Annotated in this window: 24 protein-coding genes and 1 other RNA gene; 6 read left to right on the top strand and 19 right to left on the bottom strand. The window is 73.9% G+C overall.

Going from position 1 to position 21,772, the window contains the following annotated elements:
- Nucleotides 1–6: 6 nt before the first annotated feature.
- The gene (locus tag Ae505Ps2_RS18990; protein WP_075305725.1) at nucleotides 7–516 is read right to left on the bottom strand and encodes a hypothetical protein; all 510 of its coding nucleotides are present in this window, start codon (nucleotides 514–516) and stop codon (nucleotides 7–9) included.
- Nucleotides 517–567: 51 nt separating this feature from the next.
- Complete coding sequence (locus tag Ae505Ps2_RS18985) at nucleotides 568–1,485, bottom strand: LysR family transcriptional regulator (RefSeq protein ID WP_075305724.1); 918 nt, start codon at nucleotides 1,483–1,485, stop codon at nucleotides 568–570.
- Nucleotides 1,486–1,569: 84 nt separating this feature from the next.
- On the opposite strand from Ae505Ps2_RS18985, the gene Ae505Ps2_RS18980 reads away from it, so the two are divergent.
- Nucleotides 1,570–1,983 carry a VOC family protein gene (locus Ae505Ps2_RS18980; protein WP_075305723.1) on the top strand — a complete coding sequence of 138 codons (414 nt, stop codon included), beginning with the start codon at nucleotides 1,570–1,572 and terminating at the stop codon, nucleotides 1,981–1,983.
- Nucleotides 1,984–1,995: 12 nt separating this feature from the next.
- Here the strand turns inward: Ae505Ps2_RS18980 and Ae505Ps2_RS18975 are convergent, their stop codons facing one another.
- The 5 genes from Ae505Ps2_RS18975 to Ae505Ps2_RS18955 all read right to left on the bottom strand — a co-directional run bounded on the left by Ae505Ps2_RS18975 (nucleotide 1,996) and on the right by Ae505Ps2_RS18955 (nucleotide 5,191).
- On the bottom strand, nucleotides 1,996–2,700 hold the full coding sequence (locus Ae505Ps2_RS18975) for a hypothetical protein (RefSeq protein WP_139318686.1): 705 nt from the start codon (nucleotides 2,698–2,700) through the stop codon (nucleotides 1,996–1,998).
- 57 nt (nucleotides 2,701–2,757) lie between these two features.
- Nucleotides 2,758–3,045 carry a DUF1905 domain-containing protein gene (locus Ae505Ps2_RS18970; RefSeq protein WP_020623722.1) on the bottom strand — a complete coding sequence of 96 codons (288 nt, stop codon included), beginning with the start codon at nucleotides 3,043–3,045 and terminating at the stop codon, nucleotides 2,758–2,760.
- A 20-nt stretch (nucleotides 3,046–3,065) separates the two neighbouring features.
- A complete protein-coding gene (locus tag Ae505Ps2_RS18965; protein ID WP_075305721.1) occupies nucleotides 3,066–3,659 on the bottom strand; it encodes a DinB family protein in 594 nt (197 codons plus the stop codon).
- 156 nt (nucleotides 3,660–3,815) lie between these two features.
- Nucleotides 3,816–4,523 carry a siderophore-interacting protein gene (locus Ae505Ps2_RS18960; RefSeq protein ID WP_020623720.1) on the bottom strand — a complete coding sequence of 236 codons (708 nt, stop codon included), beginning with the start codon at nucleotides 4,521–4,523 and terminating at the stop codon, nucleotides 3,816–3,818.
- A complete protein-coding gene (locus tag Ae505Ps2_RS18955) occupies nucleotides 4,520–5,191 on the bottom strand; it encodes a class I SAM-dependent methyltransferase (RefSeq protein ID WP_198932155.1) in 672 nt (223 codons plus the stop codon). Before Ae505Ps2_RS18955 ends, Ae505Ps2_RS18960 begins: the two co-directional genes overlap by 4 nt.
- A 112-nt stretch (nucleotides 5,192–5,303) precedes the next feature.
- Between Ae505Ps2_RS18955 and Ae505Ps2_RS18950 the strand changes: the two genes are divergently transcribed.
- Nucleotides 5,304–5,921: a TetR/AcrR family transcriptional regulator gene (locus tag Ae505Ps2_RS18950; protein WP_075305719.1), complete on the top strand. Its 618-nt coding sequence runs from the start codon at nucleotides 5,304–5,306 to the stop codon at nucleotides 5,919–5,921.
- 107 nt (nucleotides 5,922–6,028) lie between these two features.
- Here Ae505Ps2_RS18950 and Ae505Ps2_RS18945 read toward each other — a convergent pair whose 3' ends face one another.
- The 4 genes from Ae505Ps2_RS18945 to Ae505Ps2_RS18930 form a co-directional block, all read right to left on the bottom strand.
- Complete coding sequence (locus Ae505Ps2_RS18945) at nucleotides 6,029–6,985, bottom strand: hypothetical protein (RefSeq protein WP_075305718.1); 957 nt, start codon at nucleotides 6,983–6,985, stop codon at nucleotides 6,029–6,031.
- A 117-nt stretch (nucleotides 6,986–7,102) separates the two neighbouring features.
- On the bottom strand, nucleotides 7,103–7,603 hold the full coding sequence (locus tag Ae505Ps2_RS18940) for a DUF3291 domain-containing protein (protein WP_075311619.1): 501 nt from the start codon (nucleotides 7,601–7,603) through the stop codon (nucleotides 7,103–7,105).
- 266 nt (nucleotides 7,604–7,869) lie between these two features.
- Nucleotides 7,870–8,268, bottom strand: an RNA gene (rnpB, locus tag Ae505Ps2_RS18935) — RNase P RNA component class A.
- Between the two features lie 166 nt (nucleotides 8,269–8,434).
- Nucleotides 8,435–9,895: a protein adenylyltransferase SelO gene (locus tag Ae505Ps2_RS18930; RefSeq protein ID WP_075305708.1), complete on the bottom strand. Its 1,461-nt coding sequence runs from the start codon at nucleotides 9,893–9,895 to the stop codon at nucleotides 8,435–8,437.
- A 77-nt stretch (nucleotides 9,896–9,972) separates the two neighbouring features.
- Between Ae505Ps2_RS18930 and Ae505Ps2_RS18925 the strand changes: the two genes are divergently transcribed.
- Complete coding sequence (locus Ae505Ps2_RS18925) at nucleotides 9,973–11,229, top strand: SLC13 family permease (RefSeq protein WP_170917140.1); 1,257 nt, start codon at nucleotides 9,973–9,975, stop codon at nucleotides 11,227–11,229.
- 61 nt (nucleotides 11,230–11,290) lie between these two features.
- Here the strand turns inward: Ae505Ps2_RS18925 and Ae505Ps2_RS32085 are convergent, their stop codons facing one another.
- The 5 genes from Ae505Ps2_RS32085 to cobC all read right to left on the bottom strand — a co-directional run bounded on the left by Ae505Ps2_RS32085 (nucleotide 11,291) and on the right by cobC (nucleotide 15,799).
- Nucleotides 11,291–11,458: a hypothetical protein gene (locus tag Ae505Ps2_RS32085; protein ID WP_020622575.1), complete on the bottom strand. Its 168-nt coding sequence runs from the start codon at nucleotides 11,456–11,458 to the stop codon at nucleotides 11,291–11,293.
- Nucleotides 11,459–11,656: 198 nt separating this feature from the next.
- Nucleotides 11,657–12,832: a bifunctional RNase H/acid phosphatase gene (locus Ae505Ps2_RS18920; protein WP_083696066.1), complete on the bottom strand. Its 1,176-nt coding sequence runs from the start codon at nucleotides 12,830–12,832 to the stop codon at nucleotides 11,657–11,659.
- On the bottom strand, nucleotides 12,802–13,527 hold the full coding sequence (locus tag Ae505Ps2_RS18915; protein WP_020622577.1) for a C4-type zinc ribbon domain-containing protein: 726 nt from the start codon (nucleotides 13,525–13,527) through the stop codon (nucleotides 12,802–12,804). The genes Ae505Ps2_RS18920 and Ae505Ps2_RS18915 overlap by 31 nt, the downstream gene beginning before the upstream one ends.
- Nucleotides 13,524–14,711 (bottom strand): Nif3-like dinuclear metal center hexameric protein, encoded by a 1,188-nt coding sequence (locus Ae505Ps2_RS18910; protein WP_075333229.1) that lies wholly within the window; start codon nucleotides 14,709–14,711, stop codon nucleotides 13,524–13,526. Before Ae505Ps2_RS18910 ends, Ae505Ps2_RS18915 begins: the two co-directional genes overlap by 4 nt.
- On the bottom strand, nucleotides 14,708–15,799 hold the full coding sequence (gene cobC / locus Ae505Ps2_RS18905; protein WP_075305705.1) for an Rv2231c family pyridoxal phosphate-dependent protein CobC: 1,092 nt from the start codon (nucleotides 15,797–15,799) through the stop codon (nucleotides 14,708–14,710). Before cobC ends, Ae505Ps2_RS18910 begins: the two co-directional genes overlap by 4 nt.
- Nucleotides 15,800–15,908: 109 nt before the next feature.
- On the opposite strand from cobC, the gene Ae505Ps2_RS18900 reads away from it, so the two are divergent.
- Together Ae505Ps2_RS18900 and Ae505Ps2_RS18895 are read left to right on the top strand one after the other, a co-directional pair.
- A complete protein-coding gene (locus Ae505Ps2_RS18900) occupies nucleotides 15,909–16,367 on the top strand; it encodes a low molecular weight protein-tyrosine-phosphatase (RefSeq protein WP_020622580.1) in 459 nt (152 codons plus the stop codon).
- The gene (locus Ae505Ps2_RS18895) at nucleotides 16,364–17,221 is read left to right on the top strand and encodes a fructosamine kinase family protein (RefSeq protein ID WP_075333228.1); all 858 of its coding nucleotides are present in this window, start codon (nucleotides 16,364–16,366) and stop codon (nucleotides 17,219–17,221) included. Before Ae505Ps2_RS18900 ends, Ae505Ps2_RS18895 begins: the two co-directional genes overlap by 4 nt.
- Nucleotides 17,222–17,230: 9 nt before the next feature.
- Here the strand turns inward: Ae505Ps2_RS18895 and Ae505Ps2_RS18890 are convergent, their stop codons facing one another.
- Both Ae505Ps2_RS18890 and Ae505Ps2_RS18885 read right to left on the bottom strand, forming a co-directional pair.
- Nucleotides 17,231–18,508 (bottom strand): cyclopropane-fatty-acyl-phospholipid synthase family protein, encoded by a 1,278-nt coding sequence (locus Ae505Ps2_RS18890; protein ID WP_075305703.1) that lies wholly within the window; start codon nucleotides 18,506–18,508, stop codon nucleotides 17,231–17,233.
- Nucleotides 18,509–18,545: 37 nt separating this feature from the next.
- Nucleotides 18,546–19,910, bottom strand: a complete 1,365-nt coding sequence (locus tag Ae505Ps2_RS18885; RefSeq protein ID WP_075553824.1) for an FAD-binding oxidoreductase — start codon at nucleotides 19,908–19,910, stop codon at nucleotides 18,546–18,548.
- A 121-nt stretch (nucleotides 19,911–20,031) separates the two neighbouring features.
- On the opposite strand from Ae505Ps2_RS18885, the gene Ae505Ps2_RS18880 reads away from it, so the two are divergent.
- Nucleotides 20,032–20,736 (top strand): dienelactone hydrolase family protein, encoded by a 705-nt coding sequence (locus tag Ae505Ps2_RS18880; protein ID WP_020622584.1) that lies wholly within the window; start codon nucleotides 20,032–20,034, stop codon nucleotides 20,734–20,736.
- A 6-nt stretch (nucleotides 20,737–20,742) separates the two neighbouring features.
- Here Ae505Ps2_RS18880 and Ae505Ps2_RS18875 read toward each other — a convergent pair whose 3' ends face one another.
- Nucleotides 20,743–21,768: an aldo/keto reductase gene (locus Ae505Ps2_RS18875; protein WP_233147504.1), complete on the bottom strand. Its 1,026-nt coding sequence runs from the start codon at nucleotides 21,766–21,768 to the stop codon at nucleotides 20,743–20,745.
- Between the last annotated feature and the right edge of the window lie 4 nt (nucleotides 21,769–21,772).

Genomic DNA, 21,772 nt, shown 5'->3' with positions numbered 1-21,772 from the left:
TTCCGTTCACCCGCTGGGCAGCTCCCGCCAGCGCGCCTCGACCGCGCGCCACTCGCGGTCCACCCGTCCCGACGCCCGGGCCCGGCCCAGGACGCCGGCGGCCGTGTACAGCGCGACCAGCAGGAACCCACCGACGGCCAGCACCGTCGCCGACCGCAGGATGCCGGCCGTCCGGACCTCGGTCGGGCGGGTCGGCGCGGCCGGGGCACCGTCCGGGCCGAGCCACAACCCGACCGTCCGGCCGGGGTCGACCCGCCCGCCGACGGTCACCGTGGCGGTCCGCACCACGCCGCGGTCGTCGGTCCAGCCGACCGTGACCGGCCCGGGCCCCGCGGTCGTCCCGAGCACGGTCGCGCCCACCCGTGTGGTTCCGGTCGACTCGGCGGCGGCGGTCTCGGCGGCGTCGCCGGCCGCGATCGCCAAGAGCAGGAGCAGCCCGGCCGCGACGGGCACGACGACCCGCCGGAGTCCGGCCAGGGCCCGCTCGACACCGTCGGGCTCGTCGCAGAGGTTCATGGGTCGAGGGTCGGCCCGTCCGGTCCACCGGACAATGCGGAAGTTCCGCTCTCAGCCTTCGGCAGTGGCAGAGACAGAGCGGATGTGGTCGGCGAGCGCCTGCACCGCGGGCCACCCCGGCGAGCTCGGCTCCAGGGCCGCGCCCCAGCACAGCGACAGCCCGCGCCGGGCCCACGACTCGTCCAGCGCGACCACCTGCAGGCGGCCGGCACGGGACGGGACGGCGGCCGCGCGACGGGGCACGACGGCGAGTCCGGCCCCCGCTTCGGCCAGCGCGACCACCGTGCCCAGGTCCGCGGCACGGGTGCGGTACCGCGGCGCGAGCCCGGCCTCGGCCGCCTGCGCGTCGAGCGAGAGCTGCAGCGGCGCCGACGCGGCCAGCCCCACCATCGGGTGCTCGGCCGCCTCGGCGAACGCGATCGAGTCCCGACCGTCGAGCACACCGTGCCCGGTGCCGACGACGACCAGCGAGTCGTCGCACAGCGGCTCCGCGCGCAGTCCCTGCCCGGCGGCCACCTGGTCGAGCACGATCCCCAGGTCCGCTCCACCGTCGGCGAGTGTGCGGGCGGTCTCGACGCTGCGCCGCAGGGTGACGTCGACGTCGGAGTGCGGCCGGGCCAGCAGGAACGCCGTCACCGCCCGCGGCACGAGGTCGTGCATCGCGGAGCTCCCGGCGAGCAGCGAGAGGGGCGCGCTCGCCGGCCGGGAGTAGGAGGCGATCGCGCCGTCGAGGCGCGCCGCCCGGTCGAGGACGTCGCGGGCGTGCCGGGCCAGTGCCCGCCCGGCCGGGGTGGTGCGCACACCGCGCCGCTCCCGGACCAGCAGCTCGACCCCGGCGTGCCGCTCCAGGGCCCGGACCCGCGCGCTCGCCGACGGCAGGCTCAGGTTGGCCCGCGCGGCGCCACCGGTGATGGAGCCCTCGGCGACGACGTGCAGGAACAGTCGCAGGTCGGTGAAGTCGTACAGCACCCGGCGAGCCTATGGCAGTGCCGAACCCAGTGGGTCTCCTCAGGCGGACAGGGGCTGTCCTCGTCATGGGCCAGGATCGTCGCCATGAGCCCGACCCTGCAGATCGCGTTCGACGCCACGGACCCGCACGCCCTCGTGCGATTCTGGGCGGCTGCCCTCGGTTACGAGGTGGAGGACCACACGACGGTCGTCGACGGCCTGCTGGCCGCCGGCCACCTCGGCGAGGCCGACGTGCTGGCCGACGGCGACCGCCGCGGGTTCCGGGACGTCGCCACCGCCCGCGGGCCGGGGCCGCGGCTGTTCGTGCAGCATGTCCCCGAGTCGAAGTCGGCCAAGAACCGGGTGCACCTGGACCTGCAGGTCGGGCCGACCGAGGCGCCCGCGGAGGTGGAGCGCCTGGTCGCGCTCGGGGCGCGGGTGCTGTGGACGACGAGCGACCGGGGCCCGGTGACCACCACGCTCTGCGACCCCGAGGGCAACGAGTTCTGTGTGAGCTGAGACCCGCCCGGCTCAGGCGGGTTCGAAGTCGTAGACCCGGCCGCCGACCTGCATCAGGTCGACCGCGCCGACCAGGCCGCCGTCGCCCCCGCCCTGGTTGAACCCGGCGGCGTAGGCGGTCATCTGCGGGTACTCGGCCATGATCTGTTCCAGGGTGCGCTGCTCGCCGCCGTCGCGGCACTGCCGGTAGGCGTCCACCCGGCCGATCTGGTGGGTCAGGCAGAAGGTGCCGGCGCCGACGTCGTAGCGGGTCCAGGTGCCGGCGGGCGCCCGGTCGGGCAGGTAGGTGAGGACGTACAGGTCACGGGCTTCCAGGGTGCTCCCGTTGACGTCGACGGCGATCGCGAACGACGGCATCTGCCCGCTCGAGGACGCCGGGTCGCGGTACGCCCAGTAGCTGGCGTCGGTGAACCGGGACAACGGCCCGGCGACCTCGTCGGTGGCGTACTGACGCTTGTCGCCGTCGCCCGGGGTGCGCAGCTCGAGCGCGCCGGTGCCGCCGTCGGGCGGGGCACCGTGGCGGGCGGTGTACTCGCGGCTGCCGGAGCCCTCGTCGAGGGTCCCGGCGAACTGGTTGGAGGCCGTCGGGGTGACGGTCACCCGCCCCGAGGGGCCGAACGGGCCGATCGCCAGTGCGGGCTGCAGCGAGGCGAGCCCGACCAGGGCCGCCACCGCGAGGGCGGCCGCGACCGCTCCGTTCCGTCGTCGTCGACGCATCCGTCCTCCTCGAGCGGGTCCGTGCTGGTCAACGACCGGACCGGCGCGGGGATACCGTCACCGACGGGTACGGATCTCCAGCTCGACCTGCACGACGTCGCCGACCTCGACCTCCTCGGCCCGGCGTACGGCGTCCTTCACGGGTAGGAGGAACCCGCCGTCGCGCGGGAAGAGCGAGGTGCTGAACCGGGTCGCGCCCAGCACGGCGTCGACGGGGACCATGCCCCAGCCGTAGGTGACGTCCCGCGCGACGTCGGCGACGACCGCCGCGGCATCGTCCGGCAGCCGGACGAAGTGGTACGGCGCCGGACCCCGCCAGTGCACGATCTCCCCCGCGATCCGCATGGCGACGATCCTGGCACCGCTCAGGCCAGCACGGTGCCCGGCGCGGCCTCGTACGGGGTGAAGAAGTCGTTCGCGGGGGCCCCGGCGAGGGTGAGCTCCAGCGCCGGGACGGTGGCACCGTCGATCTGCTCGCGGATGATGTCGGCGTGGCCCGCGTGCCGGGCGAACTCCTCGACCAGGTGGACGAGGTAGTAGCGGGTGTGGATCGGGCGCGCGTCGTGGATCCCGTTCCACGGGGTGGGCGGCGCCGTGGACTCCGCCGCCGGGTCGGTCCGCGAGACGACGGCGAGCAGCTCGGTCCGTGCGTCGTCGAACTGGGCCAGGGTGCCGGCGACCGTCTCGTCGTCGCCGATCGCGAAGCCGGCGGTGAACTCGGCGACCGCGGCCGCGTCGAGGGGCTGGGTGGTGACCTCGGTCGTCAGCCGCTGCACCGCGCCGCGCATGCAGTAGGCGGCGTGCTTGACCAGGCCGCCGATCGACAGCGCGCTGCGGCACGGGGTCGCACGGGCCTGCTCCTCGGTGAGGCCGTACAGGGCCGAACGGATCGCCGTGAGCTGCTGGTCGATGTAGTGGAGGAGTCCGGTGGTCTCGTCGTGGCGGGCGGGTGCGTACATGGCGTCCTCCGGGGTGTTCGGGAGCGGTCGAGGACGACCCTGCCGCCCGATGCGGTCAGGTCCGGTCCTCGGTGGCGGAGGAGGCCGGGAAACCGGTGGGCGGCCGGCCACTGCGCCCCGGCCCGGCGACGAGCTGACCCGCCCCGACCGCGGGAGTCAGTCCATTCCGGTCCTCCCCGGCGCCCAGAACGGCTTGGTCACGACGTTGCGCCGGTGCCAGCCCCGGTCGCGGACCAGGTGCTCGCGCACCATCTGAATGGTCCCGGCCTCGCCCGCCAGGTACGCCGTCCCCGGTGTCTCCGGCAAGTCCAGCTTCGCCACGGCCGCGACGAGATCGGCGGACTTGACGGCCGATCGGCCGTTGCGGTGGATCCAGGTGACCTCGCCGGGTATCGGCAGCCGCTCCTGCTCGGTGTCGACCTCGATCGCCGCGTGCACCGGGGCGCCGTCGTCCAGACCGCGGATCATCGCGCCGAACGCGACCGCGGCGGTCTCGTCCCCGGCGAAGAGGTGGTAGGCGCTGGGCCGGGTGACGAACGAGCCCTCCGGTCCGAACACGCTGACCTCCTCGCCCGGACGGACCCGCCGTGCCCACTGCGCGCCCGGGCCCTCGCCGTGATCGAAGATCCGCAGTTCCATGCGGGTTCGGTCGTACTCCCAGATCGAGTAGGTCCGCAGCGCGCCGACGAGCAGGTCGACGACCGGGTTGGCCGCCCCGGCCTGCACACGGATCTGCTGGCCGGGCTTCACCTCGAGGTCGCGGATCCCGGCGCCGGTGAGGGTGATCGCCCGGAAGCGGCCCGCGAGGGGCTCGACGTGCTCGACGGTCGCCGTCCGGAGCAGGGTGTCGATGAGTCGTTTCACGCGGGCACCGCCTCGGTCAGCACGGAGAACTCGGTGCCGCCGTGGAACGGGATGCGGACCGAGACGAACCCGTGCGCCGGGTCGCGGATCCAGGCGAGGTAGTCGGCGTAGAGGTCCGGCATCAGCCCGACGTTGTCGGTGATGACCAGGGCGCCCGGCCTCAGTGCCGGGGTCACCAGGCGGTGGACCTCGAGTGCGACGTCCGGGAAGCCGTCGTTGAGAAACATGTCGACCGGGCCGTCGAGGGCGCGCAGGGTCTCGCGGGCGTCGCCGACCCGGATCTCGACGTACTGCTCCAGACCCGCCTCGGCGATGTGGGCGCGGGCCCGCTCCGCCTTGCGCGGCACCCGCTCGGCGCTGATCACCGTTCCGCCGCCGTTGTCCCGGACCGCGGCGGCCAGCCAGATCGTCGAGATCCCGAACGACGTCCCGAACTCGACGATCGTGCGCGCGCCCGTGGCGCGGGCCTGGGTGTAGCAGTACGCCGCCTGCTCCTTCTCCAGGGTCAGGAACTCGTCGTCGAACGCGCGGACCTGCTCCTCGGTGAGCTCGACGGGACGCGGGTACTCCGCGAGGTCCTTCGGCGGGACAGGCTCGGGCCGGCTGTCGGACTCGACGTAGAGCCGTTCGAGGACGGCGGCGGTTCGCGGGTCGAGCGTGCTGAGCACCTGGAGCATGGTGAGCCTTCCCTTGGTTGTATCGTCGCAGGTAGAAGCCATATTCTAAGTAGGAGCTCACTTTCTGGGCTACTCGCTTTCGGCCCGCGCACCCGGGAGGGACATGACCCCGCAACAGCGCCGGATCGCCGCACGTCGGCGGCCGCGTCAGGTCCGGGCAGAACTCACCCGCGAGCGGATCCTCACCGCGGCTGCTCACGTTTTCACCACGTACGGCTACGCCGCAGGCACCACGAACCGGATCGCCGAGGAGGCCCGGTGCTCGATCGGCTCGCTGTACCAGTACTTCCCGAACAAGGACGCGATCCTGGCCGAGCTCCTGACCCGGCACCTGGACCAGGGCGCCGCGCCGCTGACGACCGGTGAGGACGCAGGCGATCAGCCGTTGGAGGAGCTCGTGCGGGCGATGGTGCGCACGGCGATCGCGAACCACCGCGACGACCCACGACTGCTGCGGCTGTTCATGGAGGAAGCGCCCCGCGCCGGCGCCGTCATGACGAAGATCGAGGCGTACCAGCGCGGCCGGATGCGCAGGTTCCGGGACCTCCTGGTCCGTCATCCCGAGGCGGGCGTCGAGGACACGGAGGCCGCCGCGCAGATCGTCACGACCACCCTGGAGCTCATGGTCCACGCGCTGTCGGCGGCACCGGACCGGATCCCCGCGCGACGGCTGGAGAACGAGCTGACCGCGATGATCACTGCGTATCTCCGGGGGCGGTAGTCGGCTCGTCGACGGGGATCTGTGCGCTTCCCCGACCCCGCCGTCCGCGCCTCGCAGTCCGTCCGAGGGTTCGTGGAACCGGAGCCACCACCCGCATCATCGCCGGGCTAGCGCGCGCGAATGCCTCCGACCGGTCGCACTCCGGCGCGGGCCAACCGATCTGCCGCCTGCTCGATCAGAGCCGTGGTCGACGGTGACTCCGGTTCCCCGTGCAGAGCGTCCCAGCGGGCGTTGTGAGCAGCCGGCCACAGACTTGCTGCCCACGCGAGTTCCAGCTCGTCGGGCGTGAAGGGTCGACCGCGCACGTTCTGATAAGCGTTCAGGAACGCCTCGGAGCTGGTGAGGCTCGCCAGCGTCGGTGGTTCACCGGGCGAGCGGGGGAACGCCCCGCTCGCAGCACCGACGAGCGCAGCTTCCGGCTGCCAGGCAAGACTGTCCCAGTCGTGTAGCGCCCACAGCGTCGGTCCGTGCCAGCGCAGGTTCTGCGCCTCGAAGTCGGAATGCCCCAGGACGCAGGGCGCGTCCGCCCCGCGCAGCCTGGCCCGCACTCGCTGCGCGATGTCCTCGACGAACTGCGGCACCACACTCTGGTCCCGCTGGTCCAGGAACCCGATGCTCGGCCAGACACCGCGGCCGGCGTGGTCCCAGCAGACCCAGCGCGGATTCGGCAACGGCGGCGCCACCCGCACGTTCTGCAACTCGGCGAGCAGCCAGCCGAAGACTCCCCCATAGCGCGACGCGACCTCGGGAGTGTCACCACCCGAGACCTCCCCACCGGGCCTGAACTCCTCGGCATGGAGGACCATCCCGCCGGAACTGATCGCCGCGGTCAACGGCCTCGGGCACGGGAACCCGCGCTCGGCGAGCTGCGCCTGTGCCAGCACACATGCCTTCGCACGGCTGTCGTCCTCCCTGGCCTTCAGGACCACCTCAGCCCCGTCATCGAGGCACAGCCCCAGAACCACGGACATCTGCGCAACAGCGAACAGCACCTCGACCGGCTCGCTGCCCAGGTTCTCCCGGCACCACGGCCCGACCCAGGCGGGTACCTCGTCCACGAGCATCTCTGCACTGTCTCGCCGAGCCACCGAACCAGCAAGCAGGCCTTGTGCCCCCTGTGTGCCCCCGGCCCGGGGCCGGCCAGGCCGACCCGCGTCACCGACGACGGGAGGCCTCATGTCTCAAGCGCGGCAGTACCAATCGTCGTGTCCGGAGATCGAGTCGGCCTCGGTGCCGGGGATCGGGAACTGGATCCGGAACGTGAACGCCCGAGGCGTCGGTCCGTGAGCCCGGAGATGGGCGAGCCGCTCCTCTGCCTCGTCCACCGAAGGCCGATGCCCGGCCGGGACCCACCACAGCGCCTGATGCATCTCGCCGAGGCGCACGAAACTCTCCCGCTTGCGGCGGAGCACCGCGACATGGGCCGGGTCGCGGTACACGAAGTCGGCCAACGCCTCGACCGAGGCCCACACGGACATGTTGACGATGAGCCGGTCGTCTCCGAACGCCCGGACCGCGGTGGCGTCGCCGTCCTCGGTCTGCATGCGCCACCGGAATCCGGGCGCGTTGTCGACCACAGCGTTCACGGGGGCGAGGGCCTCGACGAACCACCCGAGTTCGGGCTCGGACAGCGGAACCACCGGTAGCGCGATGTTGACCTGTGCAATCTCCCAGTCGCTCACGGAGCCGGACGCTAGCGAGCAGACGGCCCACGGCGCCACCCCCGAGGAAGCGCACACATCAGGCTCCGCCCGGACCCGGCACCGCTCGGAGATCAGGGAGGTGCGGCAGGGCCGGTGACCTGCGCACGGCGCGCCGCGCATGATCATGTCCCGGGCCCATCGCCGGGCTGTGGCACGTCGCGGAGAGACGACGAGAGGTCGCGAGAGCATCTCCGCTGCTCAGCGCACGAACCCCGCTCCCCCGGCGCATGTCGGGGAGAACGGGGCGGACGAGTCGGTCTGTAAGCCGGATCCTGTTCCCGGACACCTCACGGTGCTCCGTTCGGCGACCATCCATCTCGGCCTGCCGTCGCCGGCAGGCTCCAGCGGTCCACCCGCAGGCTCGGGCGGGCAGCCCTCGAACGCCTGCGCAGCCGTACATGTACGGCCTCTCGACCTTGCTCCGGGTGGGGTTTACCGAGCCACCCCGGTCACCCGGGGTGCTGGTGGTCTCTTACACCACCGTTTCACCCTTACCCCCGGCCCTGAGGCCGGTGGCGGTCTGTTCTCTGTGGCACTGTCCCGCGGGTTGCCCCGGGTTGCCGTTGACAACCACCCTGCCCTGTGGAGTCCGGACTTTCCTCGGCAGGACCCGGAGGTCCCGCCGCGGCCGCCCGACCGACTCGTCCGCAACGACGAGGATACTCATGTCGCCACGGCGGCCCGCACGGCCTCCGCCGGTTCGGCGCGGCCCGAGTCCTCGGACAGCGGCGCGCCGACTGGTCGCACTGCGCGGCTGGCCGGTCGCGCGCTACCGGGACTGGCTGGTCTCGGTCGCCCGATGCTCGCTGCTCACGTCCCGCAGAACGTCCTGAACGGCGGCGCGTCCGGCCCGGCCGGCAGGGCGTAACGCTCGTAGCCCTCGCGCTCGGTGAACGGGTCCGCGAGGACCTGCAGCAGCCACTGCACCGGTTCCAGGTCCCCCTCGACGGCGGCGCCCAGCGCCTCCTCGACCAGGTGGTTGCGCGGCACGTAGACCGGGTTGACCCGGTCCATCGCGTCGGCGTCCGGGCCGGCGGCCCGCCAGGACTCCAGCCACGGGTCCAGCGCGCCCGGGTCGGACAGCAGGTCGCGGACCGGCCCCGCGTCGCCGCGGGCGGCCTCGGACAGCCGTCGGAAGAACAGGGTGTGGTCGGGCTTCTGGTCCTCGATCACCGCGAACAGGTCGGCGAGCAGCTCCGGGGTCCCGACGCCGATCTTGGCCAGGTAGCCGCGGTCGTGGGCGGCGCGGTAGGCGCCTGCGAAGCCCGCCAGCTCCTCGGTCGCGAGGCGGACCGCCTCCTCCTGGGAGTCGGCGAACAGGCCCAGCAGCGACTCCCCGAAGCGGGCGAGGTTCCACTGCGCGATGCCGGGCTGGTTGCCGTAGGCGTAGCGGCCGCCGGAGTCGATCGAGGAGTACCAGGTCGACGGGTCGTGGGCGTCGAGGAACGCGCACGGGCCGTAGTCGATGGTCTCCCCGGAGATCGTCATGTTGTCGGTGTTCATGACGCCGTGCACGAACCCGATCTGCATCCAGCGCGCGATCAGCTCGGCCTGGGCGGCGATCACCGCGCGGTAGAACTCCAGCGGCGTGGACGCCTGCGGGTGGTGCCGGGCGATGGCGTACTCGGTGAGCCGGCGCAGCAGGTCCACCTCACCGGTCGCGGTGTCGCTGCGCGATCCGCCTGCGCTGCTCGCTGCCGCGAACTGGAACGTCCCCACCCGCAGGTGGCTGGCCGCGGTGCGGGCGAGCACCGCACCCGGCTCCGGGCCGCGGTCGCGCAGCACGGGCTCACCGGTCGCGACGACGGCGAGCGAGCGCGTCGACGGAACCCCGAGCGCGTGCATCGCCTCGGAGATCACGTACTCGCGAAGCATCGGCCCGAGCGGGGCCTTCCCGTCGCCGCCGCGGGCGAACGGGGTCCGCCCCGATCCCTTCAGGTGCAGGTCGCGGCGGGTGCCGCCCGGGGTGACGAGCTCCCCGACGAGCAGTGCCCTGCCGTCGCCGAGCCGGGGCGAGTAGTTGCCGAACTGGTGGCCGGCATAGGCCTGCGCGACGGTTGTCGCCGAGTCGGGCACGGTCGTGCCGGTGAGCAGCGCGACCCCCTCGGGGGTGCGCAGCTGCGCCGGGTCCAGGCCCAGCTCACGGGCCAGGGACTCGTTGAGCAGCACCAGCCGCGCGTCCGGCGTCGGGGCGGCCTGCCAGGGGACGAAGAGCCCCTCCAGGTCGCGGACGAAGGTGTTCTCGAACGCGATCTCGGTGGCTGCGGTCATGGGTTCCAGGCTACGGACCCGAACGGTCGGCCGCCGGGGAGCACCGCGACGTCGCAGCGGGATACCGTCCGGTGGTGATCGACCTCCTGCTGGCGGTCACCCTGCTGGCCGCGGTCCTGGCCGCCGCGACGCTGCGCCCGTTCGGGCTCCCCGAGGCCGTGGTGGCGGTCCCGGCGGCGCTGGTCGCCGTCGTCGCCGGGCTGGTGACCCCGGCCGGGGCGTGGACCGAGATCGGCGAGCTCGCCCCGACCGTCGGGTTCCTCGCCGCGATCCTGCTGCTCGGGCACCTCGCCGACGCCGAGGGCGTGTTCCGCTGGCTGGGCGCGCGGCTGGCGACGGCGTCGGCCGGGTCCCCGCGACGGCTGCTGGCCGCGGTGTTCGTCGCGGCGGCCGGGACGACGGCGGTGCTGAGCCTGGACGCGACGGTCGTGCTGCTGACCCCGGTGGTGCTCGCGACGGCGGCCCGGCTGGGGGTGGCGTCGCGGCCGCACTCGTTCGCCTGCGCACACCTGTCGAACTCGGCGTCGGGGCTGCTGCCGGTGTCGAACCTGACGAACCTGCTCGCGTTCTCGGCGTCGGGGGTGGGGTTCCTGACCTTCGCCGGTCTGATGGCCGGGCCGTGGGTGGCGGTGATCGCCGTCGAGTACCTGGTGCTGCGGTGGGTGTTCCGGCGGGACCTGGCCGCATCGCCGGTGCCGGTCCCCGCCGACCCCGCGGTGCCCGTGCCGGCGGCGCCGGTCGTCGCGCTGGTGGTGCTCGGGCTGACCCTGGCCGGGTTTGCGGTGGCCTCGCCGCTGGGCGTCGCGCCGGGCTGGGTCGCCGCGGCCGGTGCCGCGGTGCTGGCGGTGCGGGCGCTGGTGCGGCGCGAGACCGGGCCGCTGCGCCTGGTCGCGGCCGCCTCCCCCGGGTTCTGCCTGTTCGTGCTGGCCCTGGGGGTGGTCGTCGCCGGGCTCGGCGCGCAGGGGCTGTCCGGCTGGATCGGTTCACTGCTGCCCGCCACCCCGGACCTGACCGGGCTGCTGGTCACCGCGGCCGTCGCGGCGGTACTGGCGAACCTGGTGAACAACCTGCCCGCGACGCTGGTGCTGCTCTCCGCGCTCGGTCCGGCCGCGCACCCCGGGCTGGTGCTCGCGATGCTGCTGGGCGTCAACATCGGGCCGAACCTGACCTACGCCGGGTCGCTCGCGACGCTGCTGTGGCGGCGCATCGCCACCGGCTACGGCGACCCGCCGCAGCTCGGGACGTTCCTGCGGCTGGGGGCGCTCACCGTCCCGTTGGGCCTGCTCGCCGCGACGACCGCGCTGTGGGCCGCGCTCGCGGTCCTGCCGCAGTAGCCCCGAGCGCACGACGGCCCCGCCCGGAGAGGGCGGGGCCGTCGCGGACGGTGGACAGGGATCAGAACTCGTGGGCCATGTCGTGGCCGAGGTCGGTGTCCGGGTCCATCTCGCGGGCCGGGACGCCCATCGGGCGCGAGCTGCCGCGCCGCTGCTGGGGCAGCCGGGCGATCACCTTCATCTCGTGTGCCAGGTCGTAGCCGTAGTCGTGCTCGTGGATCTGCGACATCGCTGTCCTCACCGTCTCTCTGTTCCCCGCCGCCACCGAGACCGTCGTTCACGCTCCGTAGGTTGACCGCCCCGTACGGTGCACGCGAAGCATCGCTCAGGCGAGGAAAGGGGACAACTGTCCGGAGTCGACACCGCCCGAACGGGTCAGGACGGTATCGATCCAGCAGGTGGTGGCGGGCCCCTGACGGGCCGCTGGCTACCGGAGGCCGTCCAGGTAGGACGTCTCGTTGACCAGACGCACCGAGGCGCCCCCGTCGGGGTAGAAGTCGGCGATGTTGAGACACGCCAGGTCGAGGTGCATGCGGTACAGCACCTCGTCGCCGGCGCCGAGCGCGGTGCGCAGCAGCATCTTGATCGGCGTGACGTGGCTGACCAGGATCACCGTCCGCCCGGCGAACTCCTCCACGATCCGGGCCCGCTCGGCCTCGACCCGCTCCCCCACCGCGCGGAAGCTCTCCCCGCCCGGCGGTTCGACGTCGGCGGAGCCCAGCCAGCGGCCGTGCAGCTCGGGATCGCGCTCGCGGGCCTCGGTGAAGGTGAGGCCCTCCCAGCCGCCGAAGTCGGTTTCGATCAGCCCCTCGCGGACCTCCAGCTCGGTCCCGGTCGACTCGGCGACGGCCGCGGCGGTCTGGCGGGCCCGGCGCAGCGGCGAGGACAGCACCGCCGCCGGCTCGACGCCCTGGCGCGAGAGCCGCTTCGCGATCGCGAGGGCGGCGGCGGCGGCCTGCTGCTGCCCCAGCTCGGTCAGCTCGGGATCCCCGTGGCCGGAGTAGCGGCGCTCGATCGACAGCTCGGTCTGGCCGTGACGCAGCAGGATCAGCCGCACCGGGGACCCGGTCTGCCCGGTCCAGGCCGCCGCTGCCGCCGAGTCCGTCGACGCGGTCGCCCCGGCGGGTGGCTTCGGCGCGGGCCCTGCCGCGGCGGACGGGTCCAGAGTCGGGCTGGACTCGCCGTCCATCGCGCGGTTGGCGAGCGCGTCGGCGCGGGCGTTGTCCTTGCGCGGGATCCACACGAAGGTCACCGCGTCGAAGCCCGCGGCCAGTTCGCGCGCGGCGTCGGCGAGCTCCTGCAGCGGCGGGTGCTTGATCTTCCAGCGCCCGCTCATCTGCTCGACGACGAGCTTGGAGTCCATCCGGGCCTCGACCTCGGTGGCCCCCAGGTCACGGGCAGCGGTCAGCCCGGCGATCAGGCCGCGGTACTCGGCGACGTTGTTGGTGGTGATCCCGAGGCCGTCGTAGACCTCACCGAGCACCTGGCGCGCTCCGGCGTCGAGCACGACCGCGCCGTAGCCGGCGGGCCCGGGGTTGCCGCGGGAGCCGCCGTCCGCCTCGACGACCAGCTTCACCGGCCACGCACCAGGATCGCTCCGCACTCCTCGCAGTGGACGACCTCGTCGGCGGGCGCCGTGCGGACCTGGCTGAGGAAGGTCCGGTCGAGCTCGAGCCGGCAGGCGCCGCAGCGGGACTCGCGCAGCTGCCCGGCAGCGACCCGGCCGCCGGCGCGGATGCGCTCGTAGTCGGCGAGCAGGTCCGCGGGCAGCGCGGCGACGAGCTCGGTGCGGGCACGGTCGCGCCCGGCGCGGGTGGCGTCGATGTCGCCCTCGGCGGACTCGCGCTTCGCGGTCACCTCGCCGACAGCGGTCTCGGCCTCGGCCAGCTCGCCACGGGCGTGGTCGAGCTCGATGCCGACCGCCTCGCGCTCCTCCATGATCCCGAGCTGCTCGTCCTCCAGGATGCCCTGGCGGCGGGCGAGGGTGTCGAGCTCGTGCTGCAGCTCGGTGGCCTGCTTGGCGGAGATGCCCGAGCCGGCGAGCAGGGTGTGGTCGCGCTCGGTGCGGGCCCGCACGCCGTCGATGTCGCGTTCGAGCCGGGCGATGTCGCGGTCGAGGTCACCGGCACGGGTCTCGGCGCGGACCACGGCGTCGCGTGCCGCCCGGACGCGCTGCTCGGCCTCGTCCAGCTGCGCGAGCTCGGGCAGCGTCGAGCGCCGGTGGGTGAGCCGGCCGATCTCGGCGTCCACCTCGGCCAGCGTCACCAGCTTCGCCTGCGCGGTGGGATCGGCCTTCATGCACTCGCCTCCGGTTGTCCTGCTGTCGTGTCGGATCCGCTGCTCGGGGCGGCGGTGGTCCAGGGGTCGGTACGGGCCTGCGAGACCGCGACCGAGACGCTACCTGCGAGGGCCTCGGCCACGACCCCGGCCGCCTGCCCGCACCACGGCCACTCCGAGGCCCAGTGCGCGACGTCGACCAGCGCGGGTGTCGGGCCGCCGGGGCCGGTCCCGGCGAGCGCGTGCTCGGAGGCGGGGTGGTGGCGCAGGTCGGCGGTGACGAACGCGTCGACGCCGGCCCGGGCCGCGGAGTCCAGGGCCGAGTCCCCGGCGCCACCGCAGACGGCGACCCGGCGGATCGGACGGTCCGGGTCCCCGGCACCGCGCACCCCCCAGGCGGTGGCGGGCAGCGCCGCGGCGACCCGGCGGGTGAACGCGGCGAACGGCTCGGCGTCGTCGAGCTCGCCGATCCGGCCCAGCCCCAGCGACGACGGCAGCGGCGCCATCTCCAGCAGGTCGAAGGCCGGTTCCTCGTAGGGGTGCGCGGCCCGCAGCGCGGCGACGACGTCGCGGCGGCGCGACCGGGGCAGCACCATCTCCAGCCGGGTCTCCGCGACGCGCTCCAGGCGGCCGACCGACCCGATGACCGGGGCGGCGCCGTCGAGGGGCAGGAACTGGCCGGTCCCGGCGGTGGCGAACGAGCAGTGGGAGTAGTTGCCGATCGCGCCGGCCCCGGCGTCGGACAGCGCGGCGTGCACGGCGGCGATCGCCGGGCCGACCGGCACGAAGGTGACGATCTTGTCCAGGGCCGGGCCGGGGACCGGTTCCAGCGGGCCGGACACGGTCAGGCCGAGGGCCGCGGCGAGCGCGTCGGAGACACCGGGGTCGGCGACGTCGGCGTTGGTGTGCGCGGTGAACAGCGCGACCCCGGCCCGGATGAGCCGGTGCAGCATCGCGCCCTTCGGGGTGTCGGCGCCGACACCGTGCACCCCGCGCAGCAGCAGCGGATGGTGGGTGACCAGCAGCTGGGCGCCGGAGGAGATCGCCTCGTCGACGGTCTCCGGGGTGGGGTCGACGGCGACCAGCACCCGGGAGACGGTGTCGTCGGGGTCGCCGCAGACCAGGCCGACCGCGTCCCAGTCCATGGCGAGCCGGGGCGGGTAGACCGCGTCGAGGGCGGCGATCACGTCGCGCAGGGTGCTCATGCCGACACCGCCAGCCGGCGCAGTGCCTCGTCGAGGGAGTCGACGAGGCGGCGGGCCGTCTCCGGCGGGCGGACCGCGACGCGCAGGTGGTCGGGCCCGAGACCGGGGAAGGTGTCGCCGCGGCGCACCGCGATCCCGGCCTCGCGCAGCATCCGCCGTACCTCCTCGCCAGTGCCGTCGGGCAGGTGGAGCAGCAGGTACGGGGCGGGTCCCGCCGACACGGCGACGCCGTCGACGCCCGACAGCGCCGTGGCCATCGAGACGCGGTGCGCGGCCAGCTCGCGGGCCTTCCGGTCCGCCGCGGAGACCGCGTCGGGCTCGCAGCAGGCGATGACCGCCTCCAGGGCGGGTGTGGAGACCGGCCACGGTGGGCGGGGTGCGGCGAGCCGGGCCAGCAGGTCGGGGGCGCCGAGCGCGTAGCCGGCGCGCAGCCCGGCCAGTGCCCAGGTCTTGGTCAGCGAGCGGAACACCAGCAGGCCGGGCACGCCCGCGTCGCCGGCGAGGGTCTCCGGCTCGCCGGGGACGGCGTCGGCGAACGCCTCGTCGACGAGCAGGATCCGTCCCGGGCGGGCGAGCGCGCGCAGCGAGTCGGCCGGGTGCAGCACCCCGGTGGGGTTCGTCGGGTTCCCGACGACGACGAGGTCGGCCTCCGCCGGCACCGCGGCCGGGTCGAGCGCGTGTCCGGTCGCGGCGTCGGTCAGCACCCGCACCACCTCCACCCCGCCGCTGCGCAGCGCGGCCTCCGGCTCGGTGAACCCCGGGTGCACGACGGCGGCGAGCCGGGGGCGCAGCATCGGGAGCAGCGCGAAGCCCTCCGCGCTGCCCGCGAGCACCAGCACCTCGCTCGCGTCGCGGCCGTGGCGCGCCGCGACGGCGGCGCGGGCGCGGGCGTCGTGGTCGGCGCGCGGGTAGCGGCCGAGCCCGTCCAGGGTCGCGGCGAGCCGGTCCCGCAGCCAGCGCGGGGGGCCGTCGCCGATCACGTTGACGGCGAAGTCGACGAGCCCGTCGGCGGCCTCGGCGTCGCCGTGGTGCCGCAGGTCGTGGCCGCCCGCGTGATCCGTCCCGGCCGCATGGTGATCGAACGGCATCGGGCCACCCTACGGCGCGCACCGATGCCCTGTGGACAATGGTCCACGCCACCCCGCCCGAGGCGTCAGGGTCGACGTCGGCACCCCCGCTCCCCGGAGGAACGTCGCAGTGAACGTCGTCTTCGTCTGTACCGGCAACATCTGTCGGTCCCCGATCGCCGAGAAGATCCTCGCCGCCGAGGTCGAGGCCGCCGGGCTGGCCGACCGGGTGCGGGTGACCAGCGCCGGGACCGGTCACTGGCACATCGGGCAGCCGATGGACGACCGCGCCGCCGAGGTGCTCGCCGAGCACGGCTACGACACCACCCACAGCGCCCGCCAGGTCGACTCGGAGATCCTGTCCGCGGACCTGCTGGTGGCGCTGGACATGGGGCACCTGCGGACCCTCGAGCAGTCGGTGCCCGATCCCAAGCGGGTCCGCCTGCTGCGCTCGTTCGACCCGGCGGCGCCCGCGGGCGCCGAGGTGCCCGACCCCTACTACGGCGGCCCGGACGGGTTCGCCGAGGTCCACGCCATGATCGAGGCGGCGATGCCCGGCCTGGTCGAGTACGTCACCCGGAACGCATGACCGACCGCGTCGCCCGGCTGACCGGCCGGTCGGTGCGCGAGGGCCCGGCCGGCCACCCGCCGCGCGCGACCCTGGACGACGGCACCGTCGTCGTGGTGAAGGACTCCTCGGCCGACCCGGGTGCGGCCAGGGCCGAGGCCGCGGGGCTGCGCTGGATCGCGGTGCCGGGCGGGCCACCGGTCCCGCACGTGTTCGGCGCCGACGACGCGCTCCTGGTCACCGGGCTCATCACCCCGGGCCGGGCGACGCCGGCCGCCGCCGAGCGGTTCGGCCGGGAGCTGGCGACGCTGCACGACGCCGGGGCCGACGCGTTCGGTGTCCCGCCGCCGGGCGGACCGGAGCTGGCGTGGATCGGTCGCACGCGGATGACGAACCGTCCCCACGACGGCCCCTGGGGCGACTGGTTCGCCGCCGACCGGGTGCTGCCCTACCTGCGGGCCGCCCGGGACCGCGGCTCCCTCGACCCGGCCGGGGCCGCCGTCGTCGAGGCGGTGTGCGGACGGATCGGCGCCCTGGCCGGTCCGGCGGAGCCGCCGGCCCGGCTGCACGGCGACCTGTGGTCGGGCAACGTGCTCTGGGGTCCCCGCGACGACGGGGACGGGGAAGGCGCCGCGTGGCTGATCGACCCGGCCGCGCACGGCGGGCACCGGGAGTCCGATCTCGCGATGCTGGACCTGTTCGGGCTGCCGCACCTCGACGTCGTCCTCGCCGCCTACGACGAGGCCGCCCCGCTCGCCGACGGGTGGCGCGAGCGGGTCGACCTGCACCAGCTGTTCCCGCTGCTGGTGCACGCGGTGCTGTTCGGGGGCGGATACGGCGCGCAGGCCGTCGCGGCCGCGCGCCGTCTCCGCTGATCCCCGGTCTCAGTACGCCCCGTGCTCCCCGCGCAGCGGGAACCCGGACCGACCGCCGTCTTCGAGCTTGACACCCAGCACCTGGTGGAGCTGGATGTTGTTCAGCTCGAAGCCCAGCCGGCACGCGGCCATGTAGAGCCGCCACACCCGGGCCCGGCCGACGCCGACCTCGGCCACGGCGTCGGTCCAGTTGCGCTCCAGGTTCGTGCCCCAGTCGCGCAGCGTCATGGCGTAGTGCTCGCGCAGGTTCTCCTCGTGCCGGATCTCGAACCCCGCCTCGTTCATCGCGTCCACCAGCACCGCGACCGGCTCCAGCTCCCCGTCGGGGAACACGTAGCGGTGGATGAACGGGTCGGTGTGGCGGTGGTCGGGCCGGTACGGCTGGGTGATGCAGTGGTTCAGCATCCGCCCGCCCGGCCGCAGCTTGGCGTACATCGACGCGAAGTAGGAGTCCAGGTTGGACTTGCCGATGTGCTCGGTGAGGCCGATGGAGGACACCGCGTCGTACACGCCGTCGGGGACGTCGCGGTAGTCGAGGTGCCGGACCTCGGCCAGGTCGGACAGCCCCTCGCGGGCGATCGCCTCCTGCGCCCAGGCTGCCTGCTCCTTCGACAGGGTCACCCCGAGCGCGCGGACGCCGTGCTCGCGGGCGGCGTGGCGGACCATGCCGCCCCAGCCGCAGCCGACGTCGAGCAGACGCATCCCCGGCTTCAGGTCCAGCTTGGTCGCGACCAGCTCGTACTTGGCGGCCTGCGCGGTCTCCAGCGACGCGTCGGCGTCGGGGTAGGCGGCACAGGTGTAGGTCATCGACGGTCCGAGCACGAACTCGTAGAACCGGTTGGACACGTCGTAGTGGTGCGAGATGGCCTGCGAGTCACGCCGCTTGGAGTGCAGCAGCCCCTTGGGGCGGGCCTCCAGGTCGGGCGGCGGCATCCGGTGCTCGCGCCAGTAGGGCAGCAGCCGCCGCGCGAGCCACAGCTGCTCCCGGCGCGGGATCGAGTGCAGCGTCACCTCCGACATCGCGCGCAGCGCGGTGTAGAGGTCCCCGTCGACGTCGATCTCCTCGGTGACGTAGGCCCGGGCCAGCCCGAGCGAGCCGGGTGCGCTCACCAGCCGGGCAAGTGCCCGGGGCGAGTTCACCCGCAACGTGACCGGGGCGTCGTCGGGTCCCGTCCGCGACCCGTCGAACGCCTCCACCCGCAGCTCACGCGTCGAGCCCAGGACGCGGGACAGGATCCCCGCCACCGGCTCGAGCGACGCGGTCCGCTGTTCCAGCACTCCTGTCATCGCCGATCCCCTCCCGTGTCGATCCTCGCGGTGCCCCTCAGCGGCCGGTGACCTTCCGGAACAGGTCGGGTGCCCGACCGTCCGGGTCGTACCGCTGCTTCACCGCGCGGTAGGCCGCACCGTTGTAGTGGGCCCAGAACTCGTCCTCGCCGTAGTGCACGGTCGAGTACAGCGACTTGTGCCCGCCCAGGTCGGCGACACACTCTTCGATCAGCCGGTTGTGTGCCCACCGGTCACCCGGTTTCTCCGGCACCGACGACCAGAACCCGACGTTGACGTAGAGCCGGCCCGGCTCCATCGGGTAGAGCGGCCAGGTCCGTTCGCCCCGCAGCTGCAGCGGGCACAGCCACACCGGCAGCACCGGGATCTCGCGGTGGAAGAACTCCAGGAACTCCGGGAGCCGCTCGACGGGGATCTCGACGTCCTGCACGACCATCTCCTCGGCCGTCCCGCCGAGGGCCTCGCGGACCCGGTTGGACGCGCCGTAGCGCTGGTCGAGGGCGACGAGCCGGCGGTAGACGTCCGACCGGCGCCAGCGGCGCGGCCAGAACCGGCGCACCACTGGGTGCTGCGCGCCGAACGCCCGCGAGCACCAGAACCAGTCGGTGTCCCAGCGCCACAGGTAGTCGTGCACGGTGAGGTGGTCGACCGGGCGGCGCTGGAGCGACCGGTAGAACACCTCCTGGCCGGTGTAGTCGGAGATCCGGGCGCCCGGCATCGGTGCGTCGACGAACTCACCGGTGGTCAGGTACTGCTCGTCGGGTCCGAACACGACCCCGTCGAGGAAGTCGATCTCCCCCGCGGCGACGAACCGCTCGATCGCCGCCGACGCGGCGGACGCGGTCGGGTAGCGGTGGTGGGTGAGCTTCACGAAGGGCTTCACCGGGGCCAGCTCGACGACCAGCCGCAGGGCGTAGCCGAGCGTGCCGTAGGAGTTGGGGAACGCCGCGAACAGGTCGGCGTGCTCGCCGTCGGGGGTGACGTGCAGCAGCTCCCCGGCCGGGGTGAGCACGTCCATCTCCAGCACCGACTCGTGCGGCAGCCCGGCGTGGAACGACGTCGACTCGACACCGAGACCGGTGACCGCTCCCCCGAGGGTGATGGTCTTGAGCTGCGGGACGACCAGCGGCATCAACCCGTGGGCGAGGGTGGCGTCCACGATGGTCTCGTAGGTCGCCATCCCCTGGACCTCTGCGGTACAGCGCTCCGGGTCCACACCGAGCACACCGTTCAGCGCGGAGGTGTCGAGTCGGCGCGCGGCGGCCCCGGTGTCGCGGTCACCGAACCGGAACAGGTTCGACGACGGTTTCCCCAGCTGGACGGCGCCGGCTCCGGCGCGCGCCCGGCGCAGGTTCTCCACCGCGGCGTCGTGCGCGGTGCGGGTGGCGGTCCCGGCGAGCATGGCGGTGACGATAGACCCATATCGTTTGCGACGCTCAAGATTAACGGAGGGTCCTCCGTCACAGGGGCGCGACGATCTTCCCGGCGGGCGGCACCGGCACCGTCGTGATGTCATCGCCCGCGTGGCACACACCAACGAGAACCCCGCGCAGAACGTCACCTTCCCCTCCGGCGGCGGCACCGCGCACGGCTACCTGGCCCGCCCCGACTCGGGGTCCGGGCCCGGCCTGATCGTCATCCAGGAGTGGTGGGGCCTCACCGACCACATCGTGGACGTCACGAACCGGTTCGCCGCCGAGGGCTTCGTCGCGCTGGCGCCCGACCTCTACGGCGGACGCACCACCCACGACTCCGACGAGGCCGGCAAGCTCATGGCCGAGCTGCCGGTCCAGCAGGCGGCCACCGACCTGGCCGGAGCCGTGGAGTACCTGCTCGGGCGCGACGACGTGACCTCCTCGGCCGTCGGCGCCGTCGGCTTCTGCATGGGCGGCGGCTTCGTGCTGGTCCTCGCCGCGCAGCAGGGCGACAAGGTCGCGGCCGCGGTGCCGTTCTACGGCGTCCTGAAGGAGGACTACCCGTCGTTCGCGAACCTGACCGCGGCCGTGCAGGGCCACTTCGGGGCCGAGGACACCATGGCGACGCCGGACGCGGTGAGCTCGCTCGCCGACCGCATCGAGTCCGAGTCCGGCACCCGCCCGGAGTTCCTGCAGTACCCGGCCGGGCACGCCTTCTTCAACGACGAGAACCACATGGGGACCTACGACGCCGAGCAGGCGGAGATCGCCTGGACCCGCGCGACGCAGTTCCTGCGCGAGCACGTGAAGTAGGCGCCCTCACCGCCGGGAGAACAGCTCCCGCGCGACGGCGGGCAGCGTGGCGGGTCCGGTGCGCAGCCGGACCCGCTGCGCGGCCGCGGTGAGACCGGCGTACTCGTCCGAGGTCAGCACGATGTCCGCCGCAGCCACGTTGGACTCCAGCTGCGCCACGCTCGACGCACCGGGGATGGCGACGGTGTTCGGGTGGTGCACCACCCACGCCAGCGCGACCTGGGACGGCGTCGCGTCGTGCGCGGACGCGACGTCGCGCAGGGTGTCGGTGAGCGGGGCCAGCGCGGCCAGGTTCTCCGGCAGCCACTCCGGCTTGCTGCGGCGCACCGCGTTGGTGGGCCGGTGGTCGGCGTCGTAGCGGCCGGTGAGCAGTCCCTGGGCGAGCGGGCTGTAGGCCATCACGATGCGTCCGTGCGCAGCGGCGTGCGGGACGAGGGCCCCGGCGGGCAGGCGGCGCAGCAGGCTGAACTCGACCTGGTTGGACAGCACCGGTCCGCCCAGCGCCTCCTCCGCGGCCAGCCAGCGCTCCAGCGAGTACGAGGAGACACCGGCGTCGCGCACCAGGCCGGTCCGCTGCAGCTCGGCCATGCCGCGCATCGCCGACGCGTCGCCGATCAGCGGGTGCGGCTTGTGCACCTGGTAGAGGTCGAGCTCGGTCACCCCGAGCCGGGCGGCGGAGGCGACCGCGCGCCGGCGCAGCACCGGCCCCAGGGGCAGGACCGGGAAGAACTTCGTCGCGATCACGACCTCGTCGCGCCACCCGGGGCCGCCGCAGGCACGCAGCGCGTCGCCCAGGATCCGTTCGCTGCGCAGCGGGCCGTAGAGCTCCGCGGTGTCGAACACGGTGACACCCAGCTCGCGGGCACGGGCGACGATCCGCCCGGCCTCCAGCGTGTCGCCGTAGCCCCACTCGCTCGTGCCGAACTGCCAGGTGCCCAGCCCCATCACCGACCAGCGTCGTGGTCCGGAAGCGAGGCCGTCGAGGTAGCGCACCTGCGCAGTGTCCTCCACGCCGCCGGGGCCCGCCCGCACCCCG

It is taken from the genome of Pseudonocardia sp. Ae505_Ps2 (genome assembly GCF_001932425.1).
Lineage (GTDB): Bacteria > Actinomycetota > Actinomycetes > Mycobacteriales > Pseudonocardiaceae > Pseudonocardia.
This window is presented reverse-complemented; position numbering and strand designations above follow the sequence as displayed.

Bases quoted from the DNA above. Each gene is read 5' to 3' on its own strand.
- Ae505Ps2_RS18990 (WP_075305725.1), bottom strand. From the start codon at position 516: ATGAACCTCTGCGACGAGCCCGACGGTGTCGAGCGGGCCCTGGCCGGA.
- Ae505Ps2_RS18980 (WP_075305723.1), top strand. From the start codon at position 1,570: ATGAGCCCGACCCTGCAGATCGCGTTCGACGCCACGGACCCGCACGCC.
- Ae505Ps2_RS18975 (WP_139318686.1), bottom strand. From the start codon at position 2,700: ATGCGTCGACGACGACGGAACGGAGCGGTCGCGGCCGCCCTCGCGGTG.
- Ae505Ps2_RS18970 (WP_020623722.1), bottom strand. From the start codon at position 3,045: ATGCGGATCGCGGGGGAGATCGTGCACTGGCGGGGTCCGGCGCCGTAC.
- Ae505Ps2_RS18965 (WP_075305721.1), bottom strand. From the start codon at position 3,659: ATGTACGCACCCGCCCGCCACGACGAGACCACCGGACTCCTCCACTAC.
- Ae505Ps2_RS18950 (WP_075305719.1), top strand. From the start codon at position 5,304: ATGACCCCGCAACAGCGCCGGATCGCCGCACGTCGGCGGCCGCGTCAG.
- Ae505Ps2_RS18945 (WP_075305718.1), bottom strand. From the start codon at position 6,985: ATGCTCGTGGACGAGGTACCCGCCTGGGTCGGGCCGTGGTGCCGGGAG.
- Ae505Ps2_RS18930 (WP_075305708.1), bottom strand. From the start codon at position 9,895: ATGACCGCAGCCACCGAGATCGCGTTCGAGAACACCTTCGTCCGCGAC.
- Ae505Ps2_RS32085 (WP_020622575.1), bottom strand. From the start codon at position 11,458: ATGTCGCAGATCCACGAGCACGACTACGGCTACGACCTGGCACACGAG.
- Ae505Ps2_RS18915 (WP_020622577.1), bottom strand. From the start codon at position 13,527: ATGAAGGCCGATCCCACCGCGCAGGCGAAGCTGGTGACGCTGGCCGAG.
- Ae505Ps2_RS18910 (WP_075333229.1), bottom strand. From the start codon at position 14,711: ATGAGCACCCTGCGCGACGTGATCGCCGCCCTCGACGCGGTCTACCCG.
- cobC (WP_075305705.1), bottom strand. From the start codon at position 15,799: ATGCCGTTCGATCACCATGCGGCCGGGACGGATCACGCGGGCGGCCAC.
- Ae505Ps2_RS18895 (WP_075333228.1), top strand. From the start codon at position 16,364: ATGACCGACCGCGTCGCCCGGCTGACCGGCCGGTCGGTGCGCGAGGGC.
- Ae505Ps2_RS18890 (WP_075305703.1), bottom strand. From the start codon at position 18,508: ATGACAGGAGTGCTGGAACAGCGGACCGCGTCGCTCGAGCCGGTGGCG.
- Ae505Ps2_RS18885 (WP_075553824.1), bottom strand. From the start codon at position 19,910: ATGCTCGCCGGGACCGCCACCCGCACCGCGCACGACGCCGCGGTGGAG.